Annotated in this window: 7 protein-coding genes and 1 pseudogene; 2 read left to right on the forward strand and 6 right to left on the reverse strand. The window is 41.4% G+C overall.

The features are described from left to right. The 6 genes and pseudogenes from V7K15_RS20690 to V7K15_RS20715 form a co-directional block, all read right to left on the reverse strand. Positions 1 to 604 (reverse strand): annotated as a pseudogene (locus tag V7K15_RS20690) (ABC transporter ATP-binding protein/permease); the annotation flags it as partial. A gap of 161 nt (positions 605 to 765) precedes the next feature. Further along, positions 766 to 1170 (reverse strand): hypothetical protein, encoded by a 405-nt coding sequence (locus V7K15_RS20695; RefSeq protein ID WP_334908270.1) that lies wholly within the window; start codon positions 1168 to 1170, stop codon positions 766 to 768. A 132-nt stretch (positions 1171 to 1302) separates the two neighbouring features. After that, entirely contained in the window at positions 1303 to 3396 is a 2094-nt protein-coding gene (locus V7K15_RS20700) for a patatin-like phospholipase family protein (protein ID WP_334908271.1), read from the reverse strand. Between the two features lie 201 nt (positions 3397 to 3597). Then, entirely contained in the window at positions 3598 to 4575 is a 978-nt protein-coding gene (locus V7K15_RS20705) for an MvdD family ATP-grasp ribosomal peptide maturase (RefSeq protein ID WP_334908272.1), read from the reverse strand. 34 nt (positions 4576 to 4609) lie between these two features. Then, complete coding sequence (locus V7K15_RS20710) at positions 4610 to 5602, reverse strand: MvdC family ATP-grasp ribosomal peptide maturase (protein WP_334908274.1); 993 nt, start codon at positions 5600 to 5602, stop codon at positions 4610 to 4612. Between the two features lie 505 nt (positions 5603 to 6107). Beyond that, positions 6108 to 6263: a microviridin/marinostatin family tricyclic proteinase inhibitor gene (locus V7K15_RS20715; RefSeq protein WP_334908276.1), complete on the reverse strand. Its 156-nt coding sequence runs from the start codon at positions 6261 to 6263 to the stop codon at positions 6108 to 6110. A gap of 966 nt (positions 6264 to 7229) precedes the next feature. Between V7K15_RS20715 and V7K15_RS20720 the strand changes: the two genes are divergently transcribed. Together V7K15_RS20720 and V7K15_RS20725 are read left to right on the forward strand one after the other, a co-directional pair. Further along, the gene (locus tag V7K15_RS20720) at positions 7230 to 11540 is read left to right on the forward strand and encodes an SDR family NAD(P)-dependent oxidoreductase (protein WP_334908279.1); all 4311 of its coding nucleotides are present in this window, start codon (positions 7230 to 7232) and stop codon (positions 11538 to 11540) included. After that, complete coding sequence (locus tag V7K15_RS20725) at positions 11537 to 19642, forward strand: amino acid adenylation domain-containing protein (protein WP_334908281.1); 8106 nt, start codon at positions 11537 to 11539, stop codon at positions 19640 to 19642. Before V7K15_RS20720 ends, V7K15_RS20725 begins: the two co-directional genes overlap by 4 nt. The last annotated feature ends 2 nt before the right edge of the window (positions 19643 to 19644 follow it).

Here is a 19644-nt window from a genome sequence, read left to right on the forward strand (position 1 = left end):
AAATAATTAAATAAATTGCGATTAGTGGAGAAACTGTCCAGAGAATTATCAAAGCACTTCCCATTTCTAAAACTTTTTCTAGTAAAGCAGTTGAAAATCTTAAAGCACTACTAGTGATAGGTTCTATTTCTTGAGATAGACGTTGATCTGGATTATCTATATCAGATTGAAAATTTATTTTATAATAAGCCTGGTTACTCAAATATTTGTCTAAAATATGATTATTTAGCCATTTGTACCAGTCAAGAGTGATTTTTTTTCTGACATATCTCAAAAAAGTTATCAATATGACCATCACTAAAATAATGAGACTTGACAGCCATAAAGTACTAGTATATTTATCAAGGTCTCTCTCTTCAATAACAATATCAATTACATAGCGATTCCAGTAGCTATTTGCAGCATTTACACCTATAACTGAGACTATTAATAATACTAAAAGAATGAGCATTCCCCATGAACGAATCACATCTGCAAATACTCTTCCTTCTGCTTTTGTTGGATACCAATAAGGTTGAGCAACTACTTTCACATCTCCCCAAAATTGAGTTAACGCTGAAAAAGGATTTGTTGTGTTTTGCTCACGCGCAGATGGAGTTTGCATATTTTAAAGATGAGCCGTTATTAATTAGACTATTAATTTTGAAATGGCCTTTGAGAATTAAGTTAGACTCAGAGGCCATTTTTAGTTTTAGAAATTGAAGATTTTGAGATTCCCCTAAATCACCCTTAAAAAGGGGGCTAGGGGGGATCGAATCGAATGCACTAGATTACTGGTTCCTCATCAACAATTTCGACTGTCCTCGGAGTAGGCCCTTGTCCAGGCTCAGTAATGACTACTGGGCTAATATGATGTTTCAGTTTGAGCTTGAGGTCATCTGTAATCGGTAATTCTTGAATTTCTTTAAGGAGAAATCTCACAGATTCGGTTTTGCTACGTTCTGTATAAATGAACTTGAGAACAGTTTCAATCCCAAATGCTCCGATATATTCCCCTAGAATGCCTACCAGACCAAGTAGTCCTAAACCTCCTAACAAGCCTAAAGGCCCGCCCAGCGATGAAAGCATAGCGACAACTGCGGCGACACTGCCCCCTGATGCAGACGTTGCAATCACGAAAAGTATACCAGGAAGGCCCAAACCAGCAATTTTTTTGACGAGTTCATCCATTGTACTTACCTACAATCCTTATAAGGTGAAAACATGACGAATCGAGTGATTACTAATTTCTTCAAAAAAGAAATTAAAAATCCTTCTTATATCTTGCACCGTTTCTCTGGTGCAAGATATAAAAAAGTTGATCTAGCCCAATAAAAGACTACACAGTTCATCAATTTGCTGACTTTTTTCAGAAATCAATCGATGAGCTGTAGCTTGTAGCTGACGAGTATTTTGTAGTTTGGTATTGTCTATCTCTTCGAGTTCCTCATCTAAAAATGTTTGAAAGCGATAATAAAAACTTTTAGCTTCTTTATCACTAGGTTCAAACAACTGTTCTAATTGTCCAGATACCACTTCGCTACCGCCGTCAAACACAATATTTAAAAGTGGTTTTCCCCATTGCAAAAGTCCCCAATTTTTGACTTCTTTATAAAGGTAGGCACTAGTCAGCGAACCTGTACCTAAAGAAACCACTAAAATATCTTCTGTACTGAGGACTTTTTTTTCTTTTCGTTTACTATTAATTTGTGCTTCTAAAATAGCTAAATGGGCTGGATTATTAGCAATCACTCCACCATCAATTAAAGTATAGGCACTATTAGAGTGTTGAGTATTTATAACACGATGGGGAGCAAAATAAGTCGGAGTGGCAGTCGTTGCCAATGCTGCATCTAAGAGCGAAAAACCTGCACATAACTTGCGAAACTTTTGAGATTTTTTCTCTTCTTTTTCTAGTTTGTTTGTAAAAAATATCGGAATTCGCTGCTCAATATCATAACTGGTTACAAAAACTTCTTTGAGATTACTCTCTAAAGGAGCTTGATCAAAATATTGCCTTAAAATTTCTTTTTTGCTTTCAGAAGGATATTTTGGCTGGAGAAATATATCCTCTATTGGGCCAAGTATTCTTTCAAATAATGGCTCATAAAATATTTCTACCCCATACTCAAGAAATAGTTGTAGGAGATCCTCAGCAGTATATTGAGCTAGTGGCAAATTAGATACATCAGAACTTAATCGGGGTTTAGTTAGGCCCAGTGCCAAAATTCCGCCGCTTGAAGTGCCAGCAATTAAATCAAACAAACTAAATATAGGTTTTTGTGTCCGCCTTTCAATTTCTGCTAGGATAAATGCAGGAATAATACCCCGAATCCCGCCTCCATCAATGGAAAGTATTTTATATTTGGGCTGGGCTTTTGTATTCATAGTTTCTTGCGGTTCCTCCTGAGTTAATGTTTGTGCTTGTTGGACATTAACGGAATCTTCAATTTGCTCTGTTTTGGTTTCTTCGTCGTATGACTTGAGAGTTATCAAGGTTGGGACAAACTCGGATTCTTCAGTGGTTATTTGTGTCTGTTGAATTTCCTGTGGTTCGTCTTCCTTTTCGCTTACTAACGGTACTGTTGCTGCTAATAAAGTTGTAGTTAGTGTTGAGATATTTTCTTCAGGAATAACTGGTGTTTCAATTTTGATCTCTTCTTGGATATTCTCTTGATTGGATGATGGTGCTGCAAACGGAACTGGATTGGATGATTGTGTTGCAAATGGAATTTCTGCTAACTCCCAATTAGGATTACCACGAAAATTTCCTTGAGAGGACTTTCCAATTTGGTTTTTGACTGTTGTTCCTTGCCCGTCATCTAATTTCCAGTAAGCCACTAATCCTTCTTCATCTCCGACTATTAGCCCACGATGCTGGGTCTGGATTTGTACCTGAGTACAGGGATAATTCCAAACGCTAATATTTGCTAATTTTCCTTTAAAATAGACCTGTTTGTGTACAGTTGCGCCCAGAGTTACAGAACTTGTTGCTTTGTTTAAAGATGAACCTCTAAGAGAATCTGTGTATACACGATCATCAAGATATAGTGTTATTTCACCACTGTTAAAAACAACAGCAAAAAAGTGCCATTCTCCTATAGTTAATTCTCCATTACCGAAGGTTTTGATACCCTTACTCACAGTTTCATCAATGTAAACGTCTAAGCTGCCTGTTTCACTGATGCCGAATTCAAAATTATCGCTGTATCGTTCTGAAGAACGTGCAAAGAATACATTGCGAGTTCCGTAACTGGTAGCTTTATTTGTTAATTCATGCGGATTTATCCATCCTGAAACAGTAAATGCTGAACTCCCTTGAGCGAAAACGCCGCCAATATCGTTTCTGCCAAAATCTATATAATCATTTACCCCATCAAATGTCAAAACTGTTTGTGTATTTGCTAGGTTTGTCACAAGGATTTTATCTCCAATATAAATAACTTCGTAATTTAAAATTAAGGTCTTAAATATTAATAATTTTAATCAGAAAATTCACTATTAACTTCCAAAATGGTAGGTAATGTAGATATGGTTGCTACTTTACTCTAGAGAACGTTACTACAAACATATCTTTTAACTGAGTACCTTTACGGCGGACAAAAAATAAACAATACTCTAACTTTTATTAGTTAGTAATACTTCTGCGATCGCCTGCGAGATGGGATAGTGCGGTGAATATATTTCCATCCAAAAAAATTCCCCGACTGGATTAACTTCGAGGAATATATGCTGACCATCGGGGGTGACAATAATATCAATTGCTCCATAGTTTAAGCCAAACTCAACCATTAGTTTGAGCAGCTTTTTCTCAACATCTTCTGGCAATTCATAAGGTTGCCAATTCTTAGCTAGGGCTTTTCCCTCTTTGCGCCAGTCGTAAGTAGAACCTGACAAGCTTTGCGAGTCTACGGAGGCAGTAAATACGCGGTGTCCGACGATAGTTGTCCGCAACTCCAGGGCTTTGGGCACGTTTTCTTGAAATGTCATCGGGCAAAAACGCAGCCCTTCCATATTCTCCAGATCATCAGCTGTAACTGGAGTAGTAAACACAACGTTTTCTCGCCCTTGATCGTCATAAATAGCAAAGGAAGAAAGCATCTTGGTGATTATACCTTGCTGACACTCTTGAGCAAACTGCTTGACTGCTTCGGGATTGTTTGAAGTCAAGGTACGTGGAGTTAGAAGTCCGAGTTCTCGTGCGACTTGCAACTGTAGTTGCTTATTATTAGCCCGATCTACATTTGACATTTTGTCGAAGTGAAATCCCTGGAGGCTGGCAATGATACCTCTGACGGTGGCGCGACATTCGTTAATTGACGCATCTCTATATTGCTTGTCCATTGAGTTAGGTATTTTTTGCCCGTAGCGCATCCGCCGATACCAAACTGAGAACACTTCACTCAAATCGAGCTTTTGTTTGCCATCAGTAATAATTACCTGTTCAGTATCACCAGAGTAAATATCTAGCTTGATTTCGGTGGGATATCTGTCTGTGTCAAACCGAAATGCTTTTTCTCCTCTAGCCTCAATTTCTTTGATTACTAAAGGAATGCTTTCGTTGTCTTGGCTAAAGGTAACTATTAATACAGTCATAATAAGTAGGAAGTAGCAAATATTTAATTCTTGATCATTCTTCTTTTATTTGAAGTAGGGCATCGGCGATCGCACTTGCAATAGGCAAGTCTAAATCTTTCTCTAGCATTCCCCATTCTCCCACAGGGTTGATTTCCAAAAAGACGTATTCGCCTGATGGTGTAAGGATGAAATCTAAGGCTCCAAATAACAACCCAAATCTCCCCATAAAAGCTTTGAGACGACGAACTACTTGATCAGGAAGCTGGTGGTGTTGCCATGCGCCAACCTCAACACCTGGTTTACGCCAATCAACTTTAGCTGCTGCATACACATCTGCATTTAGCGCCCCTACAAAGACATTGCCATTCACATATACCACTCGTAATTCCTGTTGCTTGGGGATTTGCTCTTGAAAAACCATTGGGCAATAGCGCAGTGACTCGGCATCTTGTAAGTCTTCCTCTTTGACGATGCTGGTATAAAGAAAGAAAGAGGAGTTAGCTTCCATACTGTGGGAAAGAGCAGTTAATAGTTTACTCACCATTTTGCCCTTGACTTGCCCGAAAAACTCTCGTGCTGACTCAGCTTTGTTGGTGACAAGAGTCCGGGGAATCACAAAACCTACCTCAGACGCAATCCGCAATTGTCGCAGCTTATTATTGGCATAGTTTATCCGCTCTAGATCGTCTACCCAACGAGCCTCTTTAAGACTGTCCCAAAAACCATCTAAGGTTGCTTTTGATTCTCTAATACAAGCTTCTCGGAACTTTGGAGCTAATTCTGCACTTAGTTCTGGTTCCCAAATGCGCCGCATCCATACAGCTTGAACCTGCTCTGTGCTAATAGAGTAATTGCCATATTCTATAGTGTGATAGCTTCTTGATTCGTCAAAGTGTGCTACTAATTGCACTTGTTGGGGAAACTTATCGGTGTCAAGGCGAATCGGTTTTACCCCTTTTTTTGACAAGGCTTGTGCCACTCTATCTATTATGAAAAAATCACCACTGTGGGTGATTAATAAAACAACGTCACGCGACAGGTGCATAAAAAATTTTCTGGCTTCGTTTCTAGCAGCTAGATGTTAAGGACTATCTAAAGAAGTAGGTAATCTAAAAACTAAAGGCGATCGCCTGTATATTACCAATACTCCAATATGGAAGCGATCGCGCTCCCAGAAGTAGTTTTCAGTTACTTGCTTCCCCGGCTGCTCTTGCTCTACGGCAGTTACTCCACTTTGGGAGCAGTCAGAGCGGAGGTTTCCGACGCTCTCTACGAGACGCTGCGCGTAGCTTGTCCTCCGCAGGAGTACGCGGACTCTCCAAGAGTTGCTATGCCGAAGGCTTTACGCTGTGCTATCCGTAGACACTCGGAGGGCGGCTTCCCGTAAGCATATAAACTTCGGAGAAGCCAGTCGCGTGGTGTTAGCGTCGGTAGTCCGGTCTTGGGGGTTTCCCCCAGAGCGTCCGCAGGAGCGTCACTGGCATAGAAGTGGCGACTGCACTGTCTCCTCTGCTTACGTAGCTGTACGATATTTTTTAGTTGTCAACCCCTTAACTGTCTTCCAAATCAGAAGGAAATTTGAAAGTCAAAGGAGGAGGAGGAGGAGGAGTAGTATCTGGCTTTTCAGATGCAGATTGCTCTTGCAAGAAGCGCGCGAAGAATGGCAATACTTGGATATCTGATACTTTGACTGTATTTGTATACATTGCTATTTTTCCTTTGGGAAAATTTGTCAGGACTAAAGCTACGTGTCGTAAATGTCTAGTTGAGTTGAGGCTGTCAATGGTCAATAGTCAATAGTTAATCGTCAAGAAATCTATACTCTGAACCTTTGACAACTCTCACCTTGATTTAATCTATTAGTTGCGTAAGTCCTATTGTTTTAGCCATTAAAGATATACCACTAATTAAGTCTGTGTGCAAAGAAAGTTAAGACACTTAAGAAATTAATAAGAAGATAGTTAAAAGGCTGTTTCTAAAGAAATGTAATGAGTAGGGTACGTTAGCTAAGTTTATAATTCATCCCTCGTAATCATCTTTTGTACATTTCCCAAAAAACGCGACCGTACATTACTGGTATTTTTACCTGATTTTTTTGGATATACTGAATTTCCGTAGACCGAAAATTTTTCCATAAGCGTTGTCAGCCCTTCATTTCCCCTGGCTCACACCATCCGATGAAATCAGTTTCTAGACTACTTTTCAAGTACCTATGTTCTAGATGAACGTAAAAGCGATGTCTACGACAAGCCGATGCAGCGTCTACGCTTGTGGCTATGACGTAAAGTCCCAATAACGCCCGTCTGAAACCCTGATTATTTCATAGAATCTCAAAAGTTTTCGGACTACTGAAAGTAGATAGACTCAATTCATACCTAATATTATGCAACGTCCAGCAGTAATTATTATTCATTAAATTTTTAAATTTTATAACTGTCTTAACTCTCCGTTTAACTGTCTTAACTCTCCACTTAAAATATCCACTTAAGCATCTTAGCTGTCTTAACTGTCCGCTTAAGTGTCTTAACTTCTATTGTATTTTCTCTATAAAACTGAGATTATCTATTTACTGAATAATTACAAAACAAATAACTATAAGTAAAAATTTATATTTTTAATTAGCACTAATTTAAATTCCTGAACAGCAGAACCTAAGAAGGATATAGAAACTAATGCAGTTAAATAATAATAGCCAATTTTTAGCAAATTCAAGTAATAAAAATTTTATATATAGGAAAATAGAAGTTGCTATCTGGTCAAGCTTAACTGTAGATGATTGTGTAGTCATAGAGAGAGAAACCCAAAAACGAAAGCAGGAGCTAGTTGCTTACGTAGTTCCATCCGGTTTATTTACACCAGAGCAATTGTTGTCTCACCTGCAAACAATTCTGCCTAGCGAATTGATGCCCACAGCACTTGTACCAGTTTCCAGCATACCTCTAACAGTTACAGGACAATTAGACAAAACTGCTCTAGCTAATTTAGAAGTTATTGAGTCTAATTTAATCCGCCGCATAGAGGAGCAATTAGAGTCATTGTTAGAAATTGAGCGCGTTGCAGTGGTTGTCGAACCGTTTGTTAGAAGTGTTTCTCCTGTGCATTTGGAGGATTTGCTAAACGAGACTCAAGCGATGCCTGCGGTAACATCTCCGAAGATCGCTCCTGAAGATAGTCAGCAAAATATACAAGCGAACAAATTTAGTCAAAAGATAGAAAACAAGAACCCATCCTCGTCAAAAAAGCTAGCCATTAGTCACGGAGAACCTCTGCAATACTCCGAAGACGCTTCTAAAACTTTACAAGAAGTGCTGCAACGAGTTGCTCAAAATTCAACAACTAAAGGTATAATTTACGTTCAACCTGATGGTAGTGAGAAAATTCAGTCTTACCGCCAATTATGGCAAGATGCTCAAAGAATTTTAGCAGGATTGAAAAAGCTGGGACTCAAGCCCCAAGATAAAGTAATTTTTCAACTAGAAGATAATCAAGATTTCATCTGTGCTTTTTGGGGTTGTGTGTTAGGGGGCTTTGTACCAGTACCAGTATCTATCGCCCCTACCTACGAACCAGTCAACAGTAACACAAGCAACCTGCACAATGCTTGGCAAATGTTAGGGAAACCGATTGTACTGACGAGTGCTTCTTTAGCTCCCAACATTGATAGTTTTTCCCGGCTTTTTAATTTAGAAAACTTTCAAATTGCAACTATTGATCGCTTGCGTGAGTGTGAACTGGATTTCAAATTTTATCAAAGTCAACCAGAGGATTTAGCAATTTTGTTGTTAACTTCTGGAAGCACTGGCATACCCAAGTGTGTGATGCTAAATCATCGCAATATATTGAGTATGACAGCTGGCTTAGTTTCAATGGGTCATTTCTCAAGCCAGGAAAGCGTTTTAAACTGGATGCCTCTGGATCATGTCGGTGCATTGGTATCTCTCAGTATCATGGCTGTTAGTATAGGTTGCCAACAAATCCATGTACCCACTGACTTGATTGTGCAAAATTCGCTCAAGTGGCTAGATATGATTGACAATCATCAAGCAACGGTTAGTTGGGCACCTAACTTTGCCTTTTCCCTAATCTGCGATGCCCTTGGCGACCTTTCCTACCGAACGCTGCGCGAACGGTATCGCGCGAGTGATATTCGCCAAAAACACTGGGATTTATCGTCGATGCATTTTATCATCAACGCTGGCGAACCCATTGTCACTAAAGTAGGCAGGAATTTTTTAAAGCTGCTTCGCCTTTATGGTTTACCAACCAACGCGATTCATCCAGCCTTTGGGATGTGCGAAACCGCTTCTGGTATTACTTACTCTAATAGTTTTTCTCTAGAATCTACATCAGATGACACTTCATTTGTAGAATTGGGTTCGCCAATTGCTGGTGCTTCAGTGCGTATTGTTGACGAAAAGGAACAAATAGTTCTAGAAGGCACAATTGGGCGACTGCAAGTCAAAGGTGGATCTGTTACTAGTGGTTACTATCAGAATCCACAGGCAAACCAAGAAGTTTTTACCCTCGATGGCTGGTTTAATACCGGAGATTTAGGATTTCTGCATCAAGGGCGTTTAACGATTACTGGACGGCTCAAAGATGTCATTATTATCAATGGACTCAACTACTACTGTCACGAAATTGAAGCTGCTGTTGAGGAACTTAAAGATGTAAAAGTTTCATATACAGCCGCCTGTGCAGTTAAACAACCAGGAAGCAATACTGATAAACTAGCTATATTTTTTAATATTTGTGTTTCTGATGATGCCAGTTTATTAGCTCTGCTGAGGCGAATTCGCGCTTCTGTTGTCAATAAAGTGGGAGTAAATCCAGATTATTTAATTCCAGTAGCTCAAGAAATTATCCCGAAAACCGCTATTGGTAAAATCCAGCGATCGCAACTTAGCCAGCGATTCAAAATAGGCGAGTTTAAATCAATTATTAAACGAATTGATATATTACTGGGTAACGCTAATACCATTCCCAACTGGTTCTACCGTCAAGTATGGCAGATCAAATATCCCATTACTTTTAATTCTGTTTTAACTATTACTAATTCGACTCTAGTATTTCTAGATTCTTGCGGGTTGGGGGCATATTTATGTCAAATATTGTCAGAACATAACCTGCCATATATAACTGTTTCACTCGGTGAAGATTTCCGAAAAATTAATCGCTCACACTACACAATCACTCCAAGACAAGCCAAGGATTACCAACTATTACTCGAATCTCTTGCGGCAGATAATATTATCATTGGGCAGATTCTTCACTTATGGACTTATGACGAGTATATTGGCGAAGTCAAAAACCTTGATGCTCTCGAACAAGCACAAGAACATAGCATCTACAGTTTATTGTTCCTGACTCAAGCTTTAGCCAAAGTTCAGGGTGCTGATAATTCTGTTCAATTACTATTTATTTCTTCTTATATTCAATCTATTTCCTCATCTGATCCAATCGCTTACGAGAAATCAGCAGTATTAGGGCTATTGAAAACGATTCCTCAAGAATTACCTTGGTTGAACTGTCGTCACATTGATTTGCCTTTCGCTGAAGTTGAAAAAAACGGGGCATATATTTTACAAGAACTACAAATTTCCTCAAAAGAACGAGAGGTAGCTTATAGAAATGGGCAGCGTTTAGTTCCTCGTTTAGAAAAAGTGAATTTGGCAAGGGAACCTAAATCCTCGATTCCTTTCAAGCAAGGAGGAACTTATTTAATCACCGGAGGACTTGGTGGTATAGGTATTGAACTTGCGCGTTATTTGCTGAAAGATTACCAAGCTCGGCTACTGTTGGTGGGCAGAACTCCAATACCCCATAAAAGTACTTGGAATGTCCATTTAGAGAAGGAAGATGGTATTGCACAACGCATTAAAGCCTACCAAGAGTTAGAACAGCTTGGAGGAGAGATAATTTACGAAGCTGTTGATATTTGTGACTTAAAACAGTTGCAGATAATAGTTGAAAAAGCTAAATCCCGATGGAGTAAAAATCTTCTAGATGGGATAATTCATTTAGCCGGAACTTCCCATGAGCGGCTTGTACTGGAAGAGACTCAGAAAAGCTTAACATCCGTACTGCATCCTAAGATGTTGGGTGCTTGGGTGTTGCATCAATTACTGAAAGACAATGCAGATAGCATTTTTATTAACTTTTCTTCTGTAAACGGTTTCTTTGGAGGCACGGCTGTCGGGGCTTATGCTGCTACCAATAGTTTTCTGGACTGCTTTTCTCATTACCAAAATTCCCACAGTGAATTATCGAGCTATTGTTTAGCTTGGAGTATGTGGGATGACACAGGGATGAGTCAGGGATATCAGATGAAGAATCTGATCCGCGCCAAAGGTTTCTATGTCATGTCTGTTTCCCAAGCAATATCTTCAATGCTTGCAAGTCTACAACATCAGCAAACAAATCTATTGATAGGTTTGGATGGCAGCAACCAAAATATTCAACGTTGGCAGTCTCAAGCCTTTAGTTTACAGAAGTTAACTGCATATTTCACTTCCAGTAGTAACGAGGTTATTCAACTACCAGACCTGCGAGTGCAAGATCGCTTTGGAACTTCTTGCACTTGCAACTTAGTACAACTGCCCCAAATGCCTTATCTCGAAAATGGCGAAATCGATCGCGCCAGCCTCATAAAGAGAATTAACACTCAAGAAATTAAGGAGCGAATAGAACCACGCAACGAGATAGAGTTCAAAATTGCTCAATGTTGGCAGCAAGTTCTAAAAGTACGACCTTTAAGTATTCACGACAACTTTTTTGAGTTGGGTGGAAATTCACTACTAGCTGGCCAAGTAATTTCTCGGTTACAAGCAGATTTTTCTTTAGAGTTGTCTTTACAACGTTTATTTAAAGCACCCACGATCGCTAGTTTAGCCCAGAGTATTGAGGCGATTCGAGGATTAACTCAGGATCAGAGTGGATCTATTGAGGCGATCGCAGAAGAATATGAGGAAGTAAGGATATGAATATAGAAAAGTTTTTAGCTAATTTGCAAACTAAGGGTGTCAAAATCTGGATTGACGGAGATCAACTTGGCTGTCGCGCTCCCAAAGGAGTAATGACAGCAGTCATCCAGCAGGAACTTAAAGAGCGAAAAACAGAAATCCTTGCTTTCCTCAAAGAAGCTCAAATAGCTACACAATCTCCCTCTTTCCCTCTAATGCCAGTTGCGAAGGATAGGGAGTTGCCTTTATCTTTTGCTCAACAAAGGATGTGGTTTCTTTATCAACTAGATAAGGAAAGCCCGTTTTATAATGAAAGTCTACAAGTGCAGATTGCTGGAAAGCTTTCTGTGACAGCGTTAGAACAAAGTATCAACGAAATTATCCGCCGCCACGAAGCTTTACGAACTACCTTTGTGGTGAGAGAGGGCATACCTTTTCAGGCAATATTACCCACCTGTGCGATCGCCATACCGATAGTAGACTTGCAAGGTTTATCAAAAGCCTCAGTGCAACAAATAGTGACTCAAGAGGTTCGCAAACCCTTTGACTTAGCGATCGCTCCTTTGTTACGAGCCACTCTAATACGTCAGGAAGCAGAATCTCACTTGTTGATTTTGACCATACATCACATCATTACTGATGGTTGGTCAATGGGGATATTCTTTAAAGAGTTAGAAATCTTTTATCAAGCTTTTACTAAAGGTGAACTAAATCCCTTACCAGAGTTAACAATACAATACGCTGATTTTGCCCTTTGGCAACGCCAGTGGTTAACTCAAGAAGTTCAACAAAAGCAACTTGATTACTGGAAACAACAGTTAGCTGGTGCGCCGCCTTTATTGGAGTTGCCAACTGATTATCCACGTCCACCAGTGCAGACATTCTCTGGTGCTACCAAAAAATTTCAACTAACAGAGCATTTAACCTCTCAACTAGTAAGCCTCAGCCAAAAGTCAGGTGTCACCTTGTTTATGACCCTGCTGGCAGCTTTTGCCGTTTTACTACATCGTTATAGCGGTGTAAATGATGTTTGTATCGGTTCGCCTTTTGCTAACCGCAATCGTCAAGAAATTGAACCACTAATTGGCTGCTTTGTCAATACTTTAGTGTTGCGTACTCAAATCGAAGATAATCCTAGTTTCTCTAAATTCCTCCAACAAGTCCGCTCTGTTGTTTGGGATGCTCACGCACACCAAGACATACCATTTGAGCAAGTGGTAGAAGCATTACAGCCAGAACGTTCTCTTAGCTATAATTCCCTGTTTCAAGTGGTGTTTGTTTTAGAAAATTTTTCGCTCGATACTTTAGAATTACCTGATATTAGTCTGACTCCAGAGATGGTAGAGCGGGGTACGTCTCAGTTCGATTTGAGTCTCTCGATTTGGCAGACACAAAAGGGATTAATTGGGTCGTGGGAATATAACAGCGATCTGTTTGAGGCGGATACAATTGCTAGGATGACTCTTCATTTCCAGACTTTGTTAGAAACAATAGTTAGAGAACCCAATCAGAGAGTTGGAGAATTCTTTTTACTAACACAATTAGGACGGCATCAGTTATTAGTGGAATGGAATAGTACTCAAACAGACTATCCCCAAGATAAATGTATCCATCAGTTGTTTGAGGAGCAAGTAGAGCGCAACCCTGATGCTGTGGCGGTGGTATTTGATAATCAACAACTGACTTATCACCAGTTGAACAGCCGTGCTAACGAATTGGCACATTACTTGCTCTCATTGGGTGTAACAGCCGATGCGCTGGTGGGTATTTGTGTGGAACGCTCGCTCTTAATGATTGTGGGAATCTTAGGAATTCTCAAAGCAGGTGGGGCTTATGTGCCACTTGACCCTGAGTATCCGACTGAGCGTTTGCACTTCATGCTCGAAGACACTCAGCTATCAGTGATATTGACTCAAGAAAAACTAGTTGAGAAATTAAGCGATCGCTTTCGGCGTGGCTTTGGCGATTCTCCAGAGGAGACGCTACGCGATCGCCAAGCTAGGGTAATTTGCTTAGACTCAAACTGGGATATCATCAGTCAACAAGCACAAAAGAACCCGACTACTAGCATTAAGCCTGATAACTTAGCTTATGTAATGTACACGAGCGGTTCTACAGGTCAACCCAAAGGTGTGAGCATTGTCCATCAAAGTGTAGTTCGATTAGTCAAACAAACCAATTATGTCAACATTTCTGCTGAAGATGTAATTGCACAAGCTTCAAATCATGCCTTCGACGCTGCTACTTTTGAAATTTGGGGAGCATTACTGAACGGAGCGCGGCTGGTAGGGGTAAGCAAAGAATTGTCACTTTCGCCCAAGAATTTTGCAGCCTTTATAAAAGCGCAAACTATCAGCATTTTATTCTTAACAACTGCCTTGTTCAATCAAATTGCTCAGGAAGTCCCCTCTGCTTTCAATTCACTACGACATCTTCTATTTGGAGGCGAAGCTGTCGATCCTAAATGGGTGAAAGAAGTACTCAACAATGGTGCGCCGCAGCGACTACTACACGTTTATGGCCCTACAGAGAATACCACATTTACTTCCTGGTACTTGGTGGAGGAAGTTAGCCAAGGCGCGACCACTATTCCCATCGGACGACCAATTGCCAACACGCAAATCTACTTATTAGATTCCCAACTACAACCCGTACCTATTGGTGTACCTGGAGAGTTGCATATCGGTGGTGCAGGATTAGCACGAGACTATTTCCATCGACCTGAAACTACTGCCGAAAAATTTATTGAAATTGAATTATTCGATAAAGTTGAACGCCTTTACAAAACAGGGGATTTAGTTCGTTATTTACCAGATGGCAATATCGAATACCTGGGACGCATTGACAATCAGGTGAAGATTCGTGGTTTTCGGATCGAGTTGGGAGAAATTGAAGCAATACTGAGCCAACATGAAAATGTGCAAACCTGTTGTGTGATTGTCCACGAAGATGCAACTGGTGATACTTGTACTGAGCGACTTGTGCCGAGCGGAGCCGAGGTAAGTCGAAGTAAACGCTTATTCGCCTACGTAGTACCGCAAACAGAGGTAACATCCATCAAGGACGAACTGCGTCAGTTTCTTGCCGATAAACTGCCTCACTATATGATGCCATCGGCTTTTGTAATCTTGGAGTCCTTACCACTAACTCCCAACGGCAAAGTAGACCGCCGTGCATTACCAATACCGGATTTATACAGTGAAATAGCAGATAAATATGTAGCTCCGCGCACCCCCATTGAAGAAAAGTTGGCACAAATTTGGGCGCAAGTCCTCAAAGTAGAGCAAGTTGGCATTTACAATAATTTCTTTGAACTAGGGGGACACTCGCTGTTAGCGACCCAAATAATTTCTCGCTTACCAGAAGCTTTTGGAAGTTCGTTATCGTTGCGTTCTTTATTTGAATCACCAACAGTTGCTCAGTTAAGTGAAGTCATTTCTAATGAACTGCAAACTAATTCGGGTTTGACAGTAATGCCGATTGTGCCTGTTTCCACAAGACAAGACATACCTCTATCTTGGGCGCAGGAACGCCTGTGGTTTCTGCATCAATTAGAAGGTGAAAGTGGAGCTTACACGATAAATTTCCCCTTACATTTGGTAGGGAATCTCAATATTAAAGCCTTAGAAAAGGCAATTGAGGAGATGGTGCAGCGACATGAAGTTCTGCGGACTCGCTTTGAGATTAAGAATGAGAAGTTAGTACAAGTAATCGACCCCAACATAACCATTAAATTACCAATGGTGGATCTACAAAATGTAGTAGATCCTTGGCAACAAGTGGAGCAACTAGCAATTAAAGAAGCCTACAAACCATTTGATTTGGCTAACGATCCTGTGTTGCGGGTCAAGATGTGGCAAGTTGCTCAACAGGAGTATGTATTACTGATAGCTATTCACCATATTGCTGCTGATGGTTGGTCATTAGGTGTTGTTAACAGCGAACTGTCTGCCCATTATCGAGCCATTGTCACAGGTAGTTCAGTTGTCTTACCATTACCTGTACAGTATGCTGACTTTACCTTATGGCAACGCCAATGGCTGACAAATGAGGTACTAGAGCGTCAGTTAAGCTACTGGAAACAACAGTTAGCAGGAGCGCTACCTTTGTTGGAAGTGCCTACAGACCGCCTCCGCCCAGCCATCCAGACTTTTAGGGGAGCAACAGAGCAGTTTAAACTAGATAGCAAACTAACTTCTGCGCTCAGACAACTGAGCCAAGAGTCAGGAAGCACTTTGTTTATGACACTGCTGGCGGGTTTTGTGGTGTTAATGTCTCGCTACAGTGGACAAACGGATCTTCTAGTTGGCTCCCCAATTGCCAATCGCAACCGCAAAGAAATCGAAGGATTAATTGGATTTTTTGTCAATATCTTAGCACTGAGGTTCGATTTATCAAAAGAACCGACCTTTGCAGACTTATTGACGCAGGTACGACAGGTGACTCAAAACGCTTACGACCATCAAGATTTGCCCTTTGAGATGTTAGTCGAAAAGTTGCAATTGGAGCGAAACCTGGCTCACAACCCATTGGTACAGGTGATTTTTGCTCTCCAGAATGCTCCTACCTCCCCTTGGGATTTGCCTGGTTTAAAGGTGGAAGAAATGCCTTGGGAGCTTGATGCAGTGCGGTTTGACCTGGAAGTACACTTCTGGGAAACTCCAGAAGGTCTTGAGGGCTTTTGCTGTTACAGCACCGATTTATTTGATGGGACAACGATCGCCCGCATGATGAAGCATTTCCAGAATTTGCTCGTGGCGATCGCCCTTAATCCACAGCAGCCAGTAGCTTTACTACCCTGGCTCACACAGCAGGAGCGTCATCAACTGTTAGTGGAGTGGAACGATACAGGAGTAGATTATCCCCAAGATAAATGCATTCATCATGTATTTGAGGAGCAGGTAGAGCGTACCCCAGATGCAGTGGCTGTAGTATATGAAAATCAACATCTTACATACCGTGAATTAAACTGCCGTGCTAACCAATTAGCGCATTACTTACGTTCTTTGGGTGTGGGAGCAGATGTGCTAGTAGGCATTTGCGTAGAGCGTTCTTTAGAAATGATTGTGGGACTGTTAGGGATTCTCAAGGCAGGTGGTGCTTATGTACCTCTTGACCCAGAGTATCCCCAAGAGCGTTTGAGCTTTATGTTAGAAGATGCTCAAGTATCGGTGCTTTTAACTCAACAGCGATTAGTAGAATCTCTGCCTGAACATCAGGCGCGTATCGTTTGCTTAGACACTGACTGGGAAACAATAGCTCAAAACAACCAGTCAAACCTGGAAAACACTGCAACCCCCGATAATTTAGCATACGTTATCTACACTTCAGGTTCTACAGGTAAGCCTAAAGGTGTTTTAGTCAATCATTATAATGTAGTGCGTTTGTTTGCAGCGACAAATTGGTATAACTTCAACACCCAAGACGTATGGACACTCTTCCACTCTTATGCTTTCGACTTTTCCGTTTGGGAAATTTGGGGTGCTTTGCTGTATGGTGGACGGTTGGTAGTCGTACCTTACTTAGTGACGCGATCGCCTGAATCCTTCTATAAATTATTGTGTCAAGAAAAAGTCACAATTCTCAATCAGACACCTTCAGCCTTCCGCCAGTTAATTCAAGCTGAAAAATCTCAAGCAACTGCTAGCGACTTGAGCTTACGCTTAGTAATTTTTGGTGGAGAAGCCTTAGAAATCAGGAGTTTACAGCCTTGGTTTGAGAGCCACGGCGACCAGATGCCCCAATTAGTAAATATGTACGGGATCACCGAAACCACTGTACACGTCACGTATCGTCCATTGAGCAAAGCCGATTTGGATGGTACTGCTAGTGTGATTGGTCGTCCGATTCCCGACTTACAGGTGTATGTACTAGATGAATATAAACAGCCAGTACCAATTGGCGTTTCAGGCGAGATGTACATTGGTGGTGCTGGGGTGGCGCGTGGTTATCTTAATCGTGTCGAACTCACAGAACAACGGTTTATCTCTAATCCTTTTAGCAACAACCCTCAAGCACGACTATACAAAACAGGCGATAAGGCGCGTTATTTGCCTAATGGCGAGTTAGAGTACTTAGGACGCATCGACAATCAAGTAAAAATTCGAGGCTTCCGTATCGAATTAGGGGAAATTGAAGCGGTTTTAAATCAACACCCCTTAGTACAGGAGAGTGTAGTCGTCGTCAGAGAAGACACCCCTGGAGATACTTGTACTGAGCGACTTGTGCCGAGCAAAGCCGAGGTAAATCGAAGTAAACGTCTTGTGGCTTATTTAGTGCCTGCTGTTCATCACAAAACATTACCTCAGCAGGTTGCCCAATGGCAGAGCGAGTACGTTAGTGACTGGCAAATGCTCTATGAACAAGCCTATAGCCAAAACCAAGCATCTACAGATGACCTCACGTTCAATATTACTGGTTGGAACAGTAGTTATACTAGGCAACCCATCCCAGATTGGGAAATGCAGGAGTGGGTCGAGAATACAGTCAGCCGCATTCTAGCTGGTTTTCCGCAACGGGTACTAGAAATTGGTTGTGGAACGGGTTTACTGTTATCTCGCGTTGCCAAGCACTGTCAACAGTATTGGGGATGTGATTATTCTATCGCTGCAATCAAGCACGTTAAGCAGATATGCTCCACAGTTGATGGTCTTGCTCATGTGCGACTGCTGCACCAAATGGCTGACAACTTTGAAGGTATCCCCAAAGCTGAATTCGACACTGTTATTTTGAACTCTGTAGTGCAGTATTTCCCCAGTGTTGAGTATTTGTTGCAGGTAATAGAAGGAGCAATGGCAGCAATTGGCACTCAGGGTAAACTATTCATGGGCGATATCCGCAGTTTGCCATTACTAGAGCCATATCATGCAGCCGTGCAGTTGTTCCAAGCTGCTGAAGATAAAACTGTTGAGCAATGGCAGCGAATGGTAAATCAGAGTGTTGCTGCTGAAGAAGAATTAGTCATCGACCCCAGTTTTTTCATCGCCCTCCAGACACGCTTTCCTCAAATTACTTGGGTAGAGATTCAGCCCAAAGGCGGTAACGCTCAAAATGAGTTAACTCAATTCCGCTATGATGTTACCTTGCACGTAGGTACTGATGCCCAAAGACTTGTACTGAGCGACTCGTGCCGAGCGGAGCCGAGGCAAGCCGAAGTGACAGTAGTTCCTTGGTTAAATTGGCAACTCGACAAGCTTTCGTTGACACAAATTCAAAATCGATTGCAACAGGAACAGCCCCAAGTGTTGGCAATCAGGCGCGTACCGAATCAAAGGGTACAGCAAGCACTACAAGTTTGGCAATGGTTGGAACATCCCCCGGCTGTAGAAACAGTGGGACAACTGCGGCAGTTCCTAGCACAACAGCCAACACTGGGGGTCAATCCAGAGCAGTTTTACAAGTTGGGGCAACAATTTGGTTACACGGTTAATCTAAGTTGGTGGGAGATTAGTCAGGATGGTTGCTATGATGTGGTGTTCTGCCGCCATAATTCGACGCAGACACTTGCACTGACTTGTGCCGAGCGTTCGCGTAGCGTCTTGCAGAGAAGCCGAGGTAGAAAAGCTGAAGTGTCTGACGCACAAATTGCTTTTTGGGAGACTTCAACAGTCACTACCAAACCTTGGACTGACTATACTAACAATCCTCTACGGGGCAAGTTAGTTCAGAAACTAGTACCGCAGCTGCGTGAACATATCCAACAAAAGCTACCCGATTACATGATGCCACAGGCTTTTGTCGTCCTCAATGCCCTGCCGTTAACCCTCAATGGCAAAGTAGATCGCCGCGCCCTGCCTTCACCTGATACAGCCACAAGAAATCTTTCTACTGGCTTTATTTTACCTCGCACCCCAATTGAAGCTCAACTGGCTCGAATCTGGAGTCAAGTTCTGGGAGTTGAACGTATTGGCGTTAAGGACAACTTCTTTGATCTGGGTGGTCATTCTCTACTAGCTACCCAAGTCCTTTCAGAGATTAACTCAGCTTTTGGGCTTGATATATCTATACAGATGATGTTTGAGTCTCCCACAGTAGCGGGGATAGCAGCCTACATAGAAGCAGTGAATTTAGTAACACAAAATTTGTCAGTTAAAGAAATTGGTAGTGAGGTAGTGGAGTTTTGAGC

This window comes from Nostoc sp., assembly GCF_036919815.1.
GTDB lineage: Bacteria > Cyanobacteriota > Cyanobacteriia > Cyanobacteriales > Nostocaceae > Nostoc.